Here is a 16,110-nt window from a genome sequence, read left to right as displayed (position 1 = left end):
CTACGAAAACCAGTGGATCTAGGGGCGACTAGCCTTGAGTTAGTCGCAAGAACTTCCAAGGATGAACGGGGGGGGGGAGTGCCGCAGCGCTTACGGTTCTTGCTGGATACGAATGTCCTGATTCCGCTTCAGGATTCGCTTCAAGTGCTTGAAGGCAACTTGGCGAACTTCGTTCGCCTCGCAAGCATCGGTGGTCATCAGCTGATGTATCACCCCGCCAACATCGCGGACTTCGAGCGGGACCTCAATGCTGAGCGGCGTCAACGGAACCTTCAGCGAATCCGTCAGTACCCCGCTCTCCATGATCCTGCGCCATGCATCTGGAACACGCCTGAAACCAGTCCCAATGACGCATGTGACAACGAGCTGCTTTATGCACTTCACTGCGATGCAGTTCATGCATTGGTTACGGAAGACAGAGGCATTCATGCAAAGGCGCGCTTACGCGGGCTTGCGCATCGTGTCTACACGGTCCAGACCGCGGAAGACTGGCTAAAGCGTCTTCATGAAACGCGTCAGATCGTCCTGCCGAACATTCAAGATGTTCCGCTCCATAGTCTGACGCCCGAATTGATGGGAGCGTTTTTCGACAGCTTGCGACACGGATATCCGGCAGTCGCTGGTCGCGATGGCTTCGATGATTGGTTTCGCCGTAAGGCAAGGGAGGATCGACACGCATGGATATACCGAGACAACAGCGGTGTCTTGGGGGCCATTTGCATCTATCAAATTCAGAACGACGAAGTTCTGAACGATGCCGGTGAAGTTCTTTCCGGGCAAGCCCTGAAGCTATGCACCTTCAAGGTCGGCGAGCTTGTACGCGGTCGGAAGATCGGCGAGTTGTTCCTCAAGGCGGCCTTTCGCTTCGCGACTGAGAACAGGTGCGAGCACCTGTTCATCACCGCAAAGTCAGAGAGTCAGGATTACCTGATTCGACTCTTGTTGGACTTTGGGTTCGAGGAGAGGGGCATTTACCGCGGCGACGTGGTGCTGGTCAAGCCGCACCCAGTCGACCAACCACCGACGGACGGCGTTGGTCCCACCGAATACGTCCGGCGGTATTTTCCACACTTCCGATCTGACTCGTCAGTTCAAAAATTCTTGGTCCCGATCCAACCGCACTATCACGAAATCCTGTTTCCCGACTACGCGTCGATCCAACCGGGACTTTTTGCGCGGGTGGGCAATGTCGGCAACGCCATCAAGCTGGCGTACCTCTGTCACGCGCAGACCAAGTCGGTCCGACCCGGGGATGTTCTGCTATTTTATCGAACCGATGACGAAATGGCTGTAACCTCGCTAGGCGTCGTCGAGCAATTCGAGGTCTCCAGTGACGGCGCGCAGATCGCCAGCTTGGTCAGTCGTCGCACCGTCTACAGCCTTGACGAAATCGACGAGCTGGTGAAGAAGCCGACCAAGGTCATCCTCTTTCGACTCATTAGTCACCTGTCTACAGCCGTCCCATATGAACAGCTCATGCGAGACGGCGTCGTGACAGGGCCGATTCAATCCATTCGCAAGGTTTCCGATGTCTCTTTTTCAAGAGTCCTCGCCGCGTCCGGGCGGTAGGGCTGTTCTGCTTTCTATCAAGCCAAAGTACGCTGACCTGATACTTGCTGGGTCCAAGCGTGTTGAATTTCGCCGGTCTTGGGCTGCCCAGGATGTAAGCGTGATCGTGCTCTATTCGAGTTCCCCGATCCAGAAAATCGTTGGCGTGGTCGAAGTAGCCGAAATTGTCGTTGCGTCACCGACCATACTCTGGAAGACCTGCACTGAAAGAGGTGGTGGGCTGACGAGGGAGGAGCTTCGGTCGTACTTCGCTGACAAATCTCAGGGGGTTGCCGTGCTGCTGGGAAAGGTCTTCAAGCTCGCGAAGCACGTAGATCCGTCAGATGTGGTCAGTAACTTTGTGCCTCCCCAGTCATTTCGATACCTAGATGCAAACGAGTACAGGAAGCTTGCGAAGAAGATGGCGACCAGTAAGGACAGGCAATGACACTATTCGTTGGTGGCGTTCATGCAGTCGGCAAGACGTTTGTTTTAAAACAGGCGTGCGAGGGCCTTGGTGTAAGACATGCAACCGCGAGCCAACTCATCAAGGAGCAGCGCGGTCTTGCGAACTGGACGGCTTCGCGACAAGTCAGTGATGTTGACGAGAACCAGCGAGCCCTGGTTACGGCTGTGAGAAGGCTTGAGGAGGGCGGCGAGACATTAGTCCTTGATGGTCACTTCGTTTTGCGCCGAGGTGTCAACATCCACGAGAAGATTGGTATGGAGACGTTCGCTCAGCTCATGGTGCGAGGCGTCATCCTTATGGAAGCGCCTAGCGCCACAATTGCGGATAGGCTTTTGCAGCGAGGTGATACGACTTGGGAACAATCGGAGATCGATGCCTTCGCTCAAAAAGAGCTGTTGCATGCCCAAACCGTCTGTACGGTGCTGAGCCTACCACTAATGAGATTGTGCTTGCCTTCTGAATTCGAAGTGCGAGACGCGCTCGCAAAGCTTGGGGCCTGACTCGCAGTTGCGATCGACAATCCAGCCGAGGTCAGCTGGCCAAAATCGTCCGTTTGTGGACGCCACCACATGAGGTGTTCAAAAACCTTCTTGACGCATTTTTGTACGCTGCTAATATTCCGTACATGGTTTTCGGACAGGAAGAATACAATGCGAGTGTTCGCATACTGCCGCGTCTCCACTGCCGAGCAGACTACTGACAACCAGGTCCGCGAGGTACGGGCTGCGGGTTTCGACATTGAGCCGCGGCGCGTAGTCGCCGAGTGTGTGTCCGGGTCAGTTGCGGCAAACCAGCGCAAGGGGTTCGCCAGACTGCGTGGCCGCCTGGAGGCTGGCGACGTGCTCATCGTCACAAAACTTGATAGGCTCGGACGCAATGCAATGGATGTGCGCGCAACCGTTGAAGAACTGTCGCAAGCAGGCGTGCGCGTGCATTGTCTCGCGCTTGGCGGGGCGGACCTCACGAGTGCGGCCGGGAAAATGACGATGTCCGTTATTTCAGCCGTCGCAGAGTTCGAACGCGATCTGCTGCTGGAGCGTACCGCTGCCGGCCTTGCCCGTGCGCGTGACGCCGGCAAGGTGCTGGGCCGGCCCCGTGCGCTCAGCGACAAGCAAGAGGCAGTAGCCCGCGTACGGCTTGCGGAAGGGCAGTCCGTTGCAGCGATTGCCCGCGAATTGAACACGAGCCGCCAAACCGTCATGCGCTTACGCGCCCGTTCGGATGAGCAAGCAGTTGGCTGATCTTGCCAAGGCCCATTTTTGAAACCGGTTGCAAGTCTAGGGTTGTTCCGACTCATGGAGCGGCGACTAGGCGTCCTGCTTCCGCGCGCTGTGAAGCGCTTTAGAACCGGCAAGGCCGTCGTTGGTAAACAGCCACTTTAGAACGATGCATACAAGATGAACATTGATCTGCACCGGACCTTTTCAGAGCACACAAATTCGGCGACCAAAAGTGATGACGAAGACTGGCTTGAGTTGCTAGGCCAACGCCAAGGCCGCAAGACATGGGCAGACCTTCATGAGGAACCGCTCGTCGTTGTTCTAGGTGAGGCGGGCATCGGCAAGACCATAGAATTTCAGAGCGAGGTCGCAAGACTTCGGGAGGCCGGTCGAGCAGCGTTCTTCATTCCGTTGAACCAGCTTTCTGACGCCGAGTCCTGGAAACTTGTGCTGACTGGTTTTGAGGCCGAGTTCGACGCTTGGGCTGCATCCGATGAACTCGGCTACTTCTTCCTCGACGCGGTCGACGAAGCGCGCCTCAAGTCGCATGCCGAACTTGAGAGGGCGCTTACGGTGGTTCAACGAGCGCTGGGCTCGAACTTCGTTAGAGTGCGGATTGCCGTCTCCTCCCGGGTTACGGACTGGGCTATACCCGGGGTTCGGTCAGCGGTCGACGCGCGCCTCGTAAGGCCCATAGAGCGCGCTTTCGCGGCAAAGACAGTTGCTGATGCTCCGCTCGCCTCGACTGATTCGCCAACCGTTACTATTGCTGCCGTACCGGCAACGCCCCCAGTGGAAGCATTTGTCGTCGGTCTAGACCCGCTGTCGATCGCCGAGTCCCGCCGTTGTGCTGCAGCATATTGCGTCCAGGATGAGGACAAGTTCTGGAAAGCAGTAGCGGACGGGGACTACGAGTTCATGGCGACACGTCCACTGGACTTGCGGTGGATGGTCGTGCTTTGGAATCAGCACAGGAGCCTTGGCAACTACCACGAGCTCATCGAGGCTAACATCTCCAACCGGCTGCGTGAGTTCAACGAGAGCTACGAGGCGGCAGGTGAAGTCCTGTCACTCGAACAACTGCGCACGGGTGCCATCGATCTGGCAGCCGCCGCGGAGTTCGGGGGCTGCCAGTTTTTTACCTTGGACTTTGGCACAACGCCGGCGGTGGGCGAATTGGCTCCGCACACTGTGCTCGCTGATTGGCATCCGACAGCTGTCCGTCGCTTACTGGCGACCGCTGTCTTCGACGAAGCCAGCTATGGGCGCGTGAAGTTTCACCACCGCTCCATTCGCGAGTTCCTTGCCGCCCAGTGGGTAGCCAAGCAGTTGGCGCTCGGTGTACCACTGCAGCGCCTACAAGGACTTTTCGCATTGCGCCCGTTCGGCCAGAGTGTACTCATTCCTGCGCGCCGAGCGTCGCTCAGCTGGTTGGCGGCAATCAACGTCACAGTTCGCGAGTGGGTGGTGCGTGAGTTTCCGGAAATCTTACTCTTTGAAGGTGACCCACAGGCCTGGGACGGGATTTCAGCAGACAAAGCGTTTGCGAATTTTATCGAAGCCACCAAGCACGGTCTGGAGGTGGGTTGGTTTAATAGCGCCAGCGAGTATATGCGTGTGGGGCGCGTATTGGGTGTCGGCAAAGTTGCCGAAGCACTGGCGGACGCCAATCTCGCCCCCCGGGCCAGGAGCATGTGCTTCAATATTGCGCGGTATGCCGGGCTTGCCGACTGTGCGTTGGTTTCCTTCACGATCTATCGGAACCCCGCTGCACCGGCTTGGGAGCGTGCACTCGCACTGGACGTTCTTGAATTCGTTGGGACCGCAGACCAGCGGCAGGAGATTCTGGCCGACCTGAAGGCTGGCCTGTTGGGCACAAATGAGCTCATCGCACGTGCAATGCCTGTTGCTGACTGGACGCACCTCACCGAAGCTGAGCTGTCGGCCATCCTCAACTGCACCCACGACGAGGCAGAGTACGGCTCTGGGCCGATGGTCAGAATAATCAAGGACGAGTTGCTGCCAGCGGCTGACTTGTCGGCCGCCATACTGCTCCTTGGGGCGGTCATGGCCTCCTTGCCGCGGCCAGCCCCGGGCAAGCGTTTCGCTCGGTTCCCGGAATCAGACCGGCCCGAGAGGGCCTGGCTGCTCAATGCCTTACCAGACTGCTACGAGCGCGTGCTTGCGTTACTACCGCAGACGCTGGACTCCTACCCCGCGGTTTGCATGGAAGCCGCGGAGCGAATTGAGGCGCAGCGCCATTCAGGGTTCGATGACAGAGACGAGTCCAATCGACTACACAAGGCCATTGCGCAGCATCCGGCGCTTCGTTGGAGCGTCGCCCTAGCCATTGCCCAATCAGAAGACATCAAGGCGTCGGTCAGTCGACTGACTTGGGGGGCGACCTGCCTCGTGAGCTTTGGCGCCGCGGACCTGCCTGAGCTGACTAGGCGAGCTAACGACCCAGTTCGCCCTGCCGATGAACGGGACATCTGGTTTGCCGTGGCTGTGGCAGCCGCGTTTTCCAGAAGGCTTGGTCGCGAGCGTGCCAACGCCCTGAGGGCGCTCGGTTTGGGCAGCACAGGCTCTAGGCGCTCCCTTCTCATCGGGCGCGAATACGAGGGATGGCGCAAGGGTGGAAAGCAAAGGCGTGAATGGAAGGCTTCGGAACGAGAGAGGACGGCGGCAGACACACGTGCCGTCGAAGAATACAAATCGCGGCTCTTAGCAGACCTGACAAATATTCGCGATGGCACTCTTGCGGGCTCCCTGCAAAGCCTGCTGCAATATTCCTTCAGCCGATTGAAACAACGCGATTACTCAGATATAGACTTCGAGGCGGTCGCGACCAGCCTGAGCCCTGAAATCGCCGCGGCGTTTGAGGAAGGCCTAAAGGCGTATTGGCCCACGGTGACCCCGCCTGTCCCATCGTCGTACGCTAACGGTGAGGTTCCATGGATTGCCCTCATCGCGCTTGCAGGACTGCGTAGTACGTTTCGCGACCCGAGTTCAACTCCAACGCTGTCGGCGATGAATGTCGCCAAGGCTGCGCAGCTTGCCGTGTGGGAGTTGCATGGGCCGCCCCCCTGGCTTGACGCTCTTGCCCGCTCCCACGGGGCAGACGTGAAAGCCGCGCTAACGCCTTGGGTAGTCGCCGAGGCTCAAGCGGCTTCACCGGGCAACGGTGTACGAGGTGCCTTGGAAATGGCGCTGCGCTGTACGCCAGATGTTCGCCGCGCCTTGTTGGAGCCGTTGGTGCCGCTGGTGTCCTCTGGCCAAATCAGCCGGCGCGAGACTCTCAAGGAAATCATCATTGCGTTGAGAGCGGATGGCCTCCTCCCCCCCGCGACGATCGGCCCTCTGTGTCTAGGTAAGCTCATGTCTTCGATTGGCTCCAACGGTCGTCTTGGCGAAATGGAGTGGTTTCGCATCTGGATGGATGGAGACACAACCGCAGCTTGGACGTGGTTCCTTGGACACGTGCAGGGCATAGCGACGAGTGACGTCGAAGGGGAGGTAAGTGCATTCGCCGAGGTAGTGGGAGACCTGAAGTGGTTGCAGACCCCCTTGAGCTACGAGACTGCCGATGTGCTCCTTGGCATACATGCGCTGCTAAGTGCTCATCCGCCCACTGCACCCATTCCCGAGACGGCTAGCGACAACCACTTCTTTGGGCCTCCGTCAAAGCGTCTTCGCGACGCGATTCCGAACGTGTTTCTTGGAACTCGCGGCCGGATTGGGCACGACTCGCTGGTGGCCTTGTTGGACACCATTGCTGACCCCACTGAGCGGAACTGGATCACGGGGCGGTTGATCGAGCATGCTGCGCTCGATGCGGCGCAAAGTGCGAACAGGACCTCCGAGCAGTTAAAGTCCATTGGCTCTCCGTTCTTCTCGGCTCCGTGCACTGAGGCACAGCTGTACGAGCAGGCGATGGCCCGCCTTGAGGAGATTCGTAAAAATCTCGAGGAAGGGCCTTTCAGCGAGCGTGACCTCTTTCGGCCAGGCATGCCTGAAAAGTTCCTGCAGCGATGGCTAGCTGCAAAATTCCGAGAAACGCAGAACCGACGATTCAGCGTCCACCGAGAGGAGGAAGTTGACGACGACAACATGACCGACATACAACTGAGCTGCCCCGCTGGCAACGTCTGCGTCGAAATCAAGCCCGTTGATGCCGATCGAAGCTACTCAGCTAATTCGCTAACGGGCACGCTGCAGACCCAGATAGTCGGGCAGTACCTTAAAGGGACCAACAGCTCCAGAGGCATTCTGGTTCTGATGCAACTCGACAACAAGACGTGGACGATTCCAGGAGGCTCCGCCGGTCAGCCCTTCGCTGCGCTGGTCGGCCATCTAGAAGCTCAGGCGGAGTCAATAAAGCGCAACTCGGCTGGTGTGAATGAGCTTACGGTCTTCGGAATCCGATGTGTGGTCTAAAGTGCTTTCCTCGTCAGAGGCGCATGACCGTCTGGAACTGGATGAAGGCAATGGTTAATTACATTGCTATCGTTGGGAGAACGCACCCGCTAGCTATAGGGTTCCTGCTGTGGGTCAGCAAGAACACGGATCCTCAAAAGTACAATGTGAACTGTGATCCGAACTGGCAACGCGAAGATGCGCAGGTTACCCCATACTTCGAGCGTGAAAAAGGGGAGCATAGGGGGACCTAGCTGTAGTTTTCCATGCGGTGACGCCGGTTCAATATCGAGTGACAGCGTCAAATGTCGACACGCGGTTAAGTCCATTCACGCACGGGCCTGTTAGTTAGGGAGCGTGTTGCCAAAATTGTTAGTTAAGAAAATGTCATTTTATTCAATAACTTGGTGCTTCCTAACTGTAAGTAGTATTCACAAGGGTTGGATGCGCAACCGGCCGGGATGAGCGTCCAAGACGGTCGGGGGCGACGGCGCGCCAACGAAGCGATTGGCGGCGTGCGCCGTGCGCGCCTCCGCGCGGCGCTGCGCCGGTGGCCGGCGCAATTGGCCCGGGCGATGGGCCGGTACGGCGCCGCCCGCACTGGCCGAATGGCTGATCTTTCGACGGGGCAGACGGCTCGGCATAATGGGTTTTCGATTGGCGACTGAAAAAGGGACTCCCGATGACGACGCACGCACTTTTTCGCGACGACGCTTATCTCACGCGCTGCGACGCGTCGATCACGAAGGTCGACGCCGAAGGCATCCATCTCGACCAGACCGTGTTCTATCCGCTCGGTGGCGGCCAGGCGGGCGACGCCGGCACGCTGACGCTCGCGGACGGCACGCGCATCCAGATCGCCGATACGCGCAAGGCCAAATTCGAAGGCGCGACACCTGACGATGCGCTCCACGTGCCGGCCGCCGGGCAGGAGGCGCTGCTCGCGCGGCTCGCGGCCGGCGAGCGCGTGGCCGCCGAGATCGACTGGGCGCGCCGCTACCGGCACATGCGGCTGCATACGGCGAGCCATCTGATGTGCGCGGTGCTGCCGTATCCGGTCGACGGCTGCAGCATCACCGTCGATTACGCGCGGCTCGATTTCGCCACGGTGGAGCCGATCGAGCGCGAGTTCGTCGAGCGGCGGCTTGCCGAGCTGGTCGGCGGCGCGCATCGCGTCGCGACCGAATGGATTACGGACGACGAGATGCAGCAGCGTCCCGAACTCGTGCGCACGATGAGCGTGAAGCCGCCGATGGGGCTCGGGCGCGTGCGGCTCTTGCGCATCGACAGCGTCGACCTGCAGCCGTGCGGAGGCACGCACGTGCGCAACACGCAGGAGATCGGCGCGCTGCGGGTCGCGAAGCTCGAAAAGAAGAGCGCGCGCACGCGGCGTCTAGTACTGGAGCTCGCATCATGACGCGCGACCTCGACTCAGCATCTGCGCCCGAGGCGCCGGACTCCGGCGACTACGCCACGCTCGATCCCACTGCGCGCGACGTGCTCGACTTCTGGTTCGGCACGCCCGGTTCAGCGGAATTCGGCACCGAGCGCAAGCTCTGGTTCGCCCGCGACGGCGCATTCGACGCCTTCTTGCGCGAGCGCTTCGGCGCGACGCTTGCCATCGCGCTTGCGGGCGGCCACGACGACTGGCAGCGCACGCCGCTCGGCGCGCTCGCGCTCGTCGTCGTGCTCGACCAGTTTTCGCGCAATTGCTACCGCGGCAGTCCGCGCGCATTCGAAGCGGACGCCAAGGCCGTGCAAGTGGCGCGGCGGATGGTCGAGACCGGCGCGGATCGGCGCCTGCCGTCCTGCCGTCATCGCGCGTTTGCCTATTTGCCTTTCGAGCATGACGAGTCGATCGAAAGCCAACGCGAAGCGATTCGTCTGTTCGGCGAATTGGGGCGCGAGGCAGGGGACACCGGCTATCTCGACTACGCCCATCGGCACGCCAGGATCATCGAGCGTTTCGGGCGCTTTCCGCATCGCAACGCCGTGCTCGGCCGTCGGTCGACCGACGAGGAGATCGCGTTTCTGCGCGAGCGTGGGTCGTCCTTCTGAGCGCGTCGAGCGCGTCGAGCGCGCGGCGCGTGCGGCGGTCGAGGGCGGCACGCGAACGGAGATCGGCAGGCGGGGACGGTCAACCCTTCAATGGGAGGCTGTCACAAGGCTGGGCCTGCGCACGAACACCCGCAAGCGTTCGCTGTCGTCGCCCGGCCGGGCACCCGACCAGAACAGCTTCCAATTGCCGTCAGGCTGGCCCGCATCCGAGCGGAAGCTCTGCACGATGAGCCACTTGCAGGCGGTGGTCTTGGGCGCCTCGGTCGGCTTGTGCAGGACCCCGGCGAAGTAGTACAGCATCGGCGCTTCCGATTCGCCGAGGTTCACGCTGGCCATGCAGTCGCCGGCGTCCCATTCGATGTTCAGGTGCGTGTCGAGATCCTCGAATACCGAGCGATAGCTTTTCGCCGCATCGATCCACGGCACGAGCAGCGTGAAGACGAGCCCCCAGGCAGCGATCGCGCCCGCGCACCAGCTGAACGCACCCCGCCATTTGCCCGTGCGAGCGAAAAGCGGCACCAGGCACAGCCAGCCCAGCGTCAGCATGAGCGCGGCGAGCATCAGATCCGGTTTGATCGGCAGCGTCCAATCGAGCGGTAGCCAGCGGCCCAGCAGCTTGAGGCTTGCATGCGTGCTCGACGGGTCCGTCATCTCCGACCAAATGACCCAGACGAGCGCGGCGATCGTGCCGAACAGCGCGCGGCTCGCGTAGTCCCAGGCGACGTGAACGCGTTGCGGCAAGCGTTCGACGCCTTGCAGCGCGACGAGCGCCAGCGGCGCGATGAACGGCAGGATGTAGAGCTCGCGCGCCGTCGCCGACATTTGCAGCACGATCAAGCCCGTGCCGCAAAACACAACCGGCAGCGCGACGCGCGGCTCGCGCCAGCGGCGCCAGGCGCCGCCCGCGAGCGCGGCCGCGGCGAGCGGCGCAACCGGAAAGCCCACCGAGAACAGCGAGCGCCAAATGAACAGCGGCTTGTCGTTTCCGGAACCCAGCGCGGGCACCGAAAAGCCGAAGAAGCGGCCGATGTTGTTGTCCCAGAGCCAGACCTTGAAAAGTGTTTCCGAGCGCAGATAGAACGCGACAGGCCAGATCAGCGCAAACGGCGCGAATACGAGCGCGGCGGCCGCGAGCGCGCGCAAGAACGCGCCGCTGCGGCAGGCCGGGTAAAGCAACGCAAGCGCGCAGAACGTCGCACCGAAGACGAGCGGCACGAAGAGCCCTTTCGTCAGCAGCGCAATACCGACTCCGGCGCCGAGCATCGCCGAGGCCGGCAGCGAGGCTTGCCGGTTGACGGCCTGCGGTCTGCGCACGAACGCGGTGACGAGTTCGAACAGGCCGCAAAAGCCGAGCGCGGTGCCGGCCATCAGCGCGACGTCGGTCATCATGTCGTGCGAATGCTTGAGCACGACCAACGTGCCCGCAAAGACCGCGAGCGTGCCGAGCACGCGGGCGTCGAACCAACTTCGCGCGCGCGTGGCGGAGCGGGCGAGCCTCGCGACGCAGCCGAGCGTCATCGCCATGAAGAGCGCGCTCGCAAGCCGCGCCGCGTCGTGAAGCGGCAAGTAGCGCCCGAATAGCCAGGCTAGGCCTGTGGCGACCCAGTCGTAGAGCGGCGGCTTTTCGACGAACGGCTGCCCCGCGTTGGTGGGCACGACGAAGTCGCCGGTTTCGAGCATGTGCTGGACGATGCCGAAGGTATAGGTCTCGTCCTGCTTCCAAGGGTCGTGGCCGAGCGTGCCGGGAAGCAGATACGCGCACAGTACGGCAATGACGGCGAGCGCGACGCGCAGCCCCGACCAGGGCGAGGCGCGTGAAGCGGACGCCGGGATGGCGGCAGGCGTTGCCGCGGCCGGCCTCATCGAAACGGGACGGCCGGTCGCAAGCGGCGGCGCCGAGCGCGCGCGTAGCGCGGACGAAGATGAGGAGTCCTGCATGGTCCGGTCCTGAAGGCCGAATTCTGCGCGGAGTCCGGCCTTGTGAAGCATCGTCACGTGTGTCGCTGGCAGACCGACGCGCGCGAGCGCCGACTGTCAGGGCTGCACCATGCTAGCGCTCATTTGTTACCAGGTATTACGGGAATTTGTGGAGAATTGTGAAGTTATGTCGTTTGCATACGAAGTCTTGGCGCAAACGATGGGGCGGCGCAAACGCGCGGAAGGCGGGATCCCCGCGCCAGCCGGGCGTTACGGGCAAACACGCCGGCGGCGAGAATCGGTGAGGACTCAGCGTCCGCCGGCGACGTCGAGCAGCGCGCCGTTCACGTACGAAGCGGCGTCGCCGAGCAGCCAGGCGATCGCCTCGGCGACCTCGTCGGCCGTGCCGGGCCGGCCGGCCGGCGTTTGCGCGCCGAGTGCGGCGGCGCGGTCGGGGCGTCCGCCGCTTGCGTGGATTTCCGTGTCGATGAGGCCGGGCCGCACCGCGTTGACGCGCACGCCCCTTGGGCCGAGTTCCTTGGCTAGGCCGATCGTCATCGTGTCGATCGCGCCTTTCGAGCCGGCGTAGTCGACGTACTCGTTCGGCGAGCCGATCCTTGATGCGGCCGACGACACGTTGACGATCGCGCCGCCGTGGCCGCCGCGGTCCGTGGACATGCGTCGCGCCGCCTCGCGCGCGCAAAGGTAGGCGCCGAGCACGTTGATGTCGAACATGCGCGCGAGGCGCGCGTAGTCCATTTCGGCGAGCGGCATCGACGCCGCGACGATGCCCGCGTTGTTGACGAGCGCATCGATGCGGCCGAACGCGGCGGCGACCGCATCGAACATCGCGATCACCGCCGCTTCGTCGGCCACGTCGCCTTGCACGACGCACGCCTGGCCGCCCGCGTGCACCACTTCGGCTGCGGCATCGTCGGCGGCGGCGCGGTGGGTCGCGTAGTTCACGCCGACGGCCCAGCCTTGCGCCCCCAGCAAACGCGCCGTCGCGCGGCCGATGCCGCGGCTCGCTCCGGTGATCAGAACGGTCTTCGTCATGGCGGTCTCGATGACGGGCGGCTGCCCGTCGCTGGTTGGCTTGCCGGAGGGCTCTCGGGAAGGGCGCGTCGGCCGCAGCCGCGCGCCGTGGCGGTCACACCGTGTCGGGCGTGGTTTTGGCCGACCACTTGTCCTTGCTGGGCGGGTGATAACGCTTGAGCTTGTCGATCAGCGCGGCGGCGTCGGTCTCGATCTGCAGGATGTCCAGATAGGTCCGCTGCATGAAGCCTTCCTGCACCGTGTGTTCGAGCATCGTGACGAGCGGATCGTAGTAGCCCTCGATGTTATAGAGCGCGACCGCCTTCTGGTGATAGCCGAGCTGCGCCCACGTGTAGGCCTCGAACAGCTCTTCGAGCGTGCCCGCGCCGCCCGGCAGCGCGACGAACGCGTCGGACAAGTCGGCCATCATCTTCTTGCGTTGATGCATGTCCGGCACGACGTGCAGCTCGGAAAGCCCGCGGTGCCCGACTTCCTTGTTGACGAGCAGCTCGGGGATCACGCCGATCGCGCGGCCGCCCGCGGCGAGCACCTCATCGGCGATCGTGCCCATCAGGCCGACGCGGCCGCCGCCATAGACGAGCGTCAGTCCCGCATCCACGAGCGCGCGGCCAAACGCCTGCGCGGCTTTCGCGTACACCGGCTTCACGCCGAACGAAGAGCCGCAGTACACACATACCGATTTCATTTATCGAGAATCCTTCGAGTCGGAGCGGGCCGCGCCGGGCTCGCGAGGCGGCAGGAAGTCGGCGAACTCGCGCTTGGGCAGCTTGCCGGAGACGAGGTCGTCAAAGAGCTGGCGCGAGCGGCCGCGCAGGTACGGCGCCATCATCGAGATCACGTGCACGCTGACCTGATGCAGATCGTCGCGAATCGCGTCCGGCTCGTTGTATTTGCGAGGGTTCATCACGAACTGGTACGACAGCCAGTAGGTCGAGACGACGCCCATGTTGGTCGCGATCACCTGGATCTCTTCCGGCTTCGCGACCATCTCGTTGTCAGCGACCAGCAGCTCGCACATCTCGCGCGCGAAGCGCACCTTGTGGCTGATGATCTGCTTGAAGTGCATTTCGAGCGTGCGGTTGCGCGCGAGCAGGTCGTTCAGGTCCCGATAAAGGAACCGGTACGCCCACATGAACTCGGCCATGTACTGCAGATAGGACCACGTCTCGTCGATCGTCGGACGATGGTCTTCCGGAAAGCGAAGACGCTTTTCGATAGCCTGTTCAAATTGAGCAAATATGCTATTGATAATGTCGTCTTTGTTACGGAAATGGTAGTAAAGGTTGCCTGGGCTGATCTCCATTTCCTCGGCGATCGTCGTCGTCGTGACGTTCGGCTCACCGATCTCGTTGAAGAGCTTCAGCGACAACTCAAGAATGCGCTCACGAGTACGGCGGGGAGGTTTGGCTTCCATTCTCGTCGGCCCTGGTTCCGCCGGGACTGGCGCACGGCAACGGGTGTGCTGCGGCGTCGACCCGGCTCGGTTTCTATGATTTTGAGACTGCCGGGCGATTATAAACCGCTCGTTCTCTTATCTAGCCTTGGATTCAGGGTTTTCACCGGTCGCGTCGTGCGAGGCCGCTATCGCGGCTTCGGGGCGCTGCATTGCGGGGTCCGAACGAATCGGCGCGCTAACGTCCGACCCACTGGCCGACCCAGCGCACCACGAGCGGCCCGACGATCAGCACCCACGTCATGACGCAGACGAAAAGCGCCACCATCACCGCCGCACTTCCGAGATCCTTCGCGCGCTTGGACAGCTCGTGGCGTTCGAGCGAGATACGGTCGATGGCGGCCTCCACACTCGAGTTGAGCAGCTCGACGATCAGCACGAGGAGCACCGAGCCGAGCAGCAGCACGTGCGAGACCGCATCGACAGGAACGAACACGCCGCACGGCACGAGGATCGCGGCGAGCGTCAGCTCCTGGCGAAACGCGCTTTCCTCGCGGATTGCTACGCTAAAGCCGTTCAGCGAGTTCTTGAGAGCGTGCCACGCGCGCGTGACGCCGCGATTGCCCTTGTACGGATTGAACGGCAGCGGCGCGAGCGGATCGTCGGGGCCGAGCGGTTCGTGGGTGTCGGTGCTGTCGTGCGAGTCGGAGAGAGGGAGGCGCATCGGCGTGACCTGTGGGGCGGAGTCGGCGGACGCGGCTCGCGGAGGGCGAGGCGCGTCGTTCGATGGAGCGGTCATTATCGCGCCAGCGGGGGAAGGCGTGCTGGTTGCGCGCTTGGCGTGCGGGTCGTCCGCCATCGTGTCGCCGAACGGCTCGGCGTCGAGCCTGGCGTCGGGCGCCGTGCGTTCGGGCAACGCCTGCCCCGCCCGCGACGCCGCCGGCGGCGGCAGGGGCCGCGCTTTCGCGCCTGTCGTGCCGCGCGTCATGCGGCTGCGCTTTCCTCGCTGAACGTCGGGCGCGACAGCGGTTTCAAGTGGGCCGCGAACTGCTCCGAAGCGGCGGTCCACGAGAAGCGCTCAGCCCATGCACGGGCATGATTGCGATCTATCTTCAGCGCTTCGAGGCACGCTTCGCGCAGGTCCTCGTTCATTGCGCCGGCGCCGCCGTCGCCGAGCACGTCGATCGGACCGGTTACCGGGAAGGCCGCCACCGGGGTGCCGCACGCGAGCGCTTCGAGCAGCACGAGTCCGAACGTGTCGGTGCGGCTAGGGAACACGAACACGTCGGCTGCCGCGTAGACCTTCGCGAGCTCGGCCTGCGTCAGCACGCCGAGGTAGTTGACCTCGGGATAGCGCGACTTCAATTCGGCGAGCGCGGGGCCTTCGCCCGCGACCCACTTCGAGCCGGGCAGATCGAGCTTCAGGAACGCCTCGACGTTCTTCTCCACGGCAACGCGCCCGACGTACAGGAAAATCGGCCGCGCGGTGTTGAGAACCTTCGACTCCATCTGATGAAAGATGTCGAGATCGACGCCGCGCGTCCACAGCACGACGTTGGTGAAGCCGTATTTTTCCAGATCGGCTTTGACGACCGGCGTGGGCGCCATCACCGACAGCGACGGCTTATGGAACCAGTGCAGGAATTTGTAGGTGGCCGAAAGCGGGATGCCGAAGCGCGCCTGCACGTACTCGGGAAAGCGCGTGTGGTAGGCGGTCGTGAACGGCAGCTTGTGCTTGAGCGCATAGGCGCGCGCGGCGAGGCCGAGCGGGCCTTCGGTCGCGATATGCAGCGCGTCCGGCGCGAATTCGTCGATGCGCGCATTGAGCTTGCGGCGCGGAAACAGCGACAGCCGGATCTCCGGATAAGTCGGGCATGGGATCGTGTTGAACTCGAGCGGCGTCAGGAGCTCGACGCGATGTCCGAGCGCGGAGAGCTCGCGCGTCGTGTTCTTCAGCGTGCGCACCACGCCGTTGACCTGCGGTTCCCATGCATCTGTGACGATCAGGATTTTCATTGAGGGTGGTCCGATGA

At 62.3% G+C, this 16,110-nt stretch carries 13 protein-coding genes; 7 read left to right on the top strand and 6 right to left on the bottom strand.

What is annotated here, in order from left to right; genetic code table 11:
* From J3489_RS21050 to J3489_RS21020, 7 genes are all read left to right on the top strand, one after another.
* The coding region (locus J3489_RS21050) for a GNAT family N-acetyltransferase (protein WP_242540168.1) at window positions 1-1,569 on the top strand (1,569 nt) is incomplete at its 5' end.
* Entirely contained in the window at window positions 1,529-1,996 is a 468-nt protein-coding gene (locus J3489_RS21045) for an ASCH domain-containing protein (RefSeq protein ID WP_207001262.1), read from the top strand. The genes J3489_RS21050 and J3489_RS21045, both read left to right, overlap by 41 nt.
* On the top strand, window positions 1,993-2,517 hold the full coding sequence (locus J3489_RS21040) for an ATP-binding protein (RefSeq protein WP_207001260.1): 525 nt from the start codon (window positions 1,993-1,995) through the stop codon (window positions 2,515-2,517). Before J3489_RS21045 ends, J3489_RS21040 begins: the two co-directional genes overlap by 4 nt.
* Window positions 2,518-2,667: 150 nt before the next feature.
* Window positions 2,668-3,258, top strand: a complete 591-nt coding sequence (locus tag J3489_RS21035) for a recombinase family protein (RefSeq protein WP_207001258.1) — start codon at window positions 2,668-2,670, stop codon at window positions 3,256-3,258.
* A 156-nt stretch (window positions 3,259-3,414) separates the two neighbouring features.
* The gene (locus J3489_RS21030; protein ID WP_207001256.1) at window positions 3,415-7,674 is read left to right on the top strand and encodes an NACHT domain-containing protein; all 4,260 of its coding nucleotides are present in this window, start codon (window positions 3,415-3,417) and stop codon (window positions 7,672-7,674) included.
* A gap of 661 nt (window positions 7,675-8,335) precedes the next feature.
* On the top strand, window positions 8,336-9,070 hold the full coding sequence (locus J3489_RS21025; protein ID WP_207001253.1) for an alanyl-tRNA editing protein: 735 nt from the start codon (window positions 8,336-8,338) through the stop codon (window positions 9,068-9,070).
* Window positions 9,067-9,711 carry a DUF924 family protein gene (locus J3489_RS21020; RefSeq protein WP_207001251.1) on the top strand — a complete coding sequence of 215 codons (645 nt, stop codon included), beginning with the start codon at window positions 9,067-9,069 and terminating at the stop codon, window positions 9,709-9,711. Before J3489_RS21025 ends, J3489_RS21020 begins: the two co-directional genes overlap by 4 nt.
* Window positions 9,712-9,798: 87 nt before the next feature.
* Here J3489_RS21020 and J3489_RS21015 read toward each other — a convergent pair whose 3' ends face one another.
* From J3489_RS21015 to J3489_RS20990, 6 genes are all read right to left on the bottom strand, one after another.
* Window positions 9,799-11,649, bottom strand: a complete 1,851-nt coding sequence (locus J3489_RS21015) for an ArnT family glycosyltransferase (RefSeq protein ID WP_242540167.1) — start codon at window positions 11,647-11,649, stop codon at window positions 9,799-9,801.
* A 288-nt stretch (window positions 11,650-11,937) separates the two neighbouring features.
* On the bottom strand, window positions 11,938-12,684 hold the full coding sequence (locus J3489_RS21010; protein WP_207001249.1) for an SDR family oxidoreductase: 747 nt from the start codon (window positions 12,682-12,684) through the stop codon (window positions 11,938-11,940).
* A gap of 94 nt (window positions 12,685-12,778) precedes the next feature.
* Window positions 12,779-13,369 (bottom strand): LOG family protein, encoded by a 591-nt coding sequence (locus J3489_RS21005; protein ID WP_207001247.1) that lies wholly within the window; start codon window positions 13,367-13,369, stop codon window positions 12,779-12,781.
* Complete coding sequence (locus J3489_RS21000; protein ID WP_207001245.1) at window positions 13,370-14,098, bottom strand: TetR/AcrR family transcriptional regulator; 729 nt, start codon at window positions 14,096-14,098, stop codon at window positions 13,370-13,372.
* Between the two features lie 217 nt (window positions 14,099-14,315).
* Entirely contained in the window at window positions 14,316-14,801 is a 486-nt protein-coding gene (locus tag J3489_RS38600; protein WP_309491397.1) for a diacylglycerol kinase, read from the bottom strand.
* Window positions 14,802-15,061: 260 nt separating this feature from the next.
* Complete coding sequence (locus tag J3489_RS20990; protein WP_207001243.1) at window positions 15,062-16,093, bottom strand: glycosyltransferase family 4 protein; 1,032 nt, start codon at window positions 16,091-16,093, stop codon at window positions 15,062-15,064.
* Between the last annotated feature and the right edge of the window lie 17 nt (window positions 16,094-16,110).

The organism is Trinickia mobilis, assembly GCF_017315705.1.
Lineage (GTDB): Bacteria > Pseudomonadota > Gammaproteobacteria > Burkholderiales > Burkholderiaceae > Trinickia_A > Trinickia_A mobilis.
Note: the sequence above shows the minus strand (reverse complement) of the source record. Positions and strands in the feature narration are given on the sequence as shown.

Coding starts and splice junctions, on each gene's coding strand:
- J3489_RS21010 (WP_207001249.1), bottom strand. CDS start 12,684: ATGACGAAGACCGTTCTGATCACCGGAGCGAGCCGCGGCATCGGCCGC.
- J3489_RS21035 (WP_207001258.1), top strand. CDS start 2,668: ATGCGAGTGTTCGCATACTGCCGCGTCTCCACTGCCGAGCAGACTACT.
- J3489_RS21045 (WP_207001262.1), top strand. CDS start 1,529: ATGTCTCTTTTTCAAGAGTCCTCGCCGCGTCCGGGCGGTAGGGCTGTT.
- J3489_RS21020 (WP_207001251.1), top strand. CDS start 9,067: ATGACGCGCGACCTCGACTCAGCATCTGCGCCCGAGGCGCCGGACTCC.
- J3489_RS20990 (WP_207001243.1), bottom strand. CDS start 16,093: ATGAAAATCCTGATCGTCACAGATGCATGGGAACCGCAGGTCAACGGC.
- J3489_RS21000 (WP_207001245.1), bottom strand. CDS start 14,098: ATGGAAGCCAAACCTCCCCGCCGTACTCGTGAGCGCATTCTTGAGTTG.
- J3489_RS21030 (WP_207001256.1), top strand. CDS start 3,415: ATGAACATTGATCTGCACCGGACCTTTTCAGAGCACACAAATTCGGCG.
- J3489_RS21040 (WP_207001260.1), top strand. CDS start 1,993: ATGACACTATTCGTTGGTGGCGTTCATGCAGTCGGCAAGACGTTTGTT.
- J3489_RS21005 (WP_207001247.1), bottom strand. CDS start 13,369: ATGAAATCGGTATGTGTGTACTGCGGCTCTTCGTTCGGCGTGAAGCCG.
- J3489_RS38600 (WP_309491397.1), bottom strand. CDS start 14,801: ATGCGCCTCCCTCTCTCCGACTCGCACGACAGCACCGACACCCACGAA.
- J3489_RS21015 (WP_242540167.1), bottom strand. CDS start 11,649: ATGCAGGACTCCTCATCTTCGTCCGCGCTACGCGCGCGCTCGGCGCCG.
- J3489_RS21025 (WP_207001253.1), top strand. CDS start 8,336: ATGACGACGCACGCACTTTTTCGCGACGACGCTTATCTCACGCGCTGC.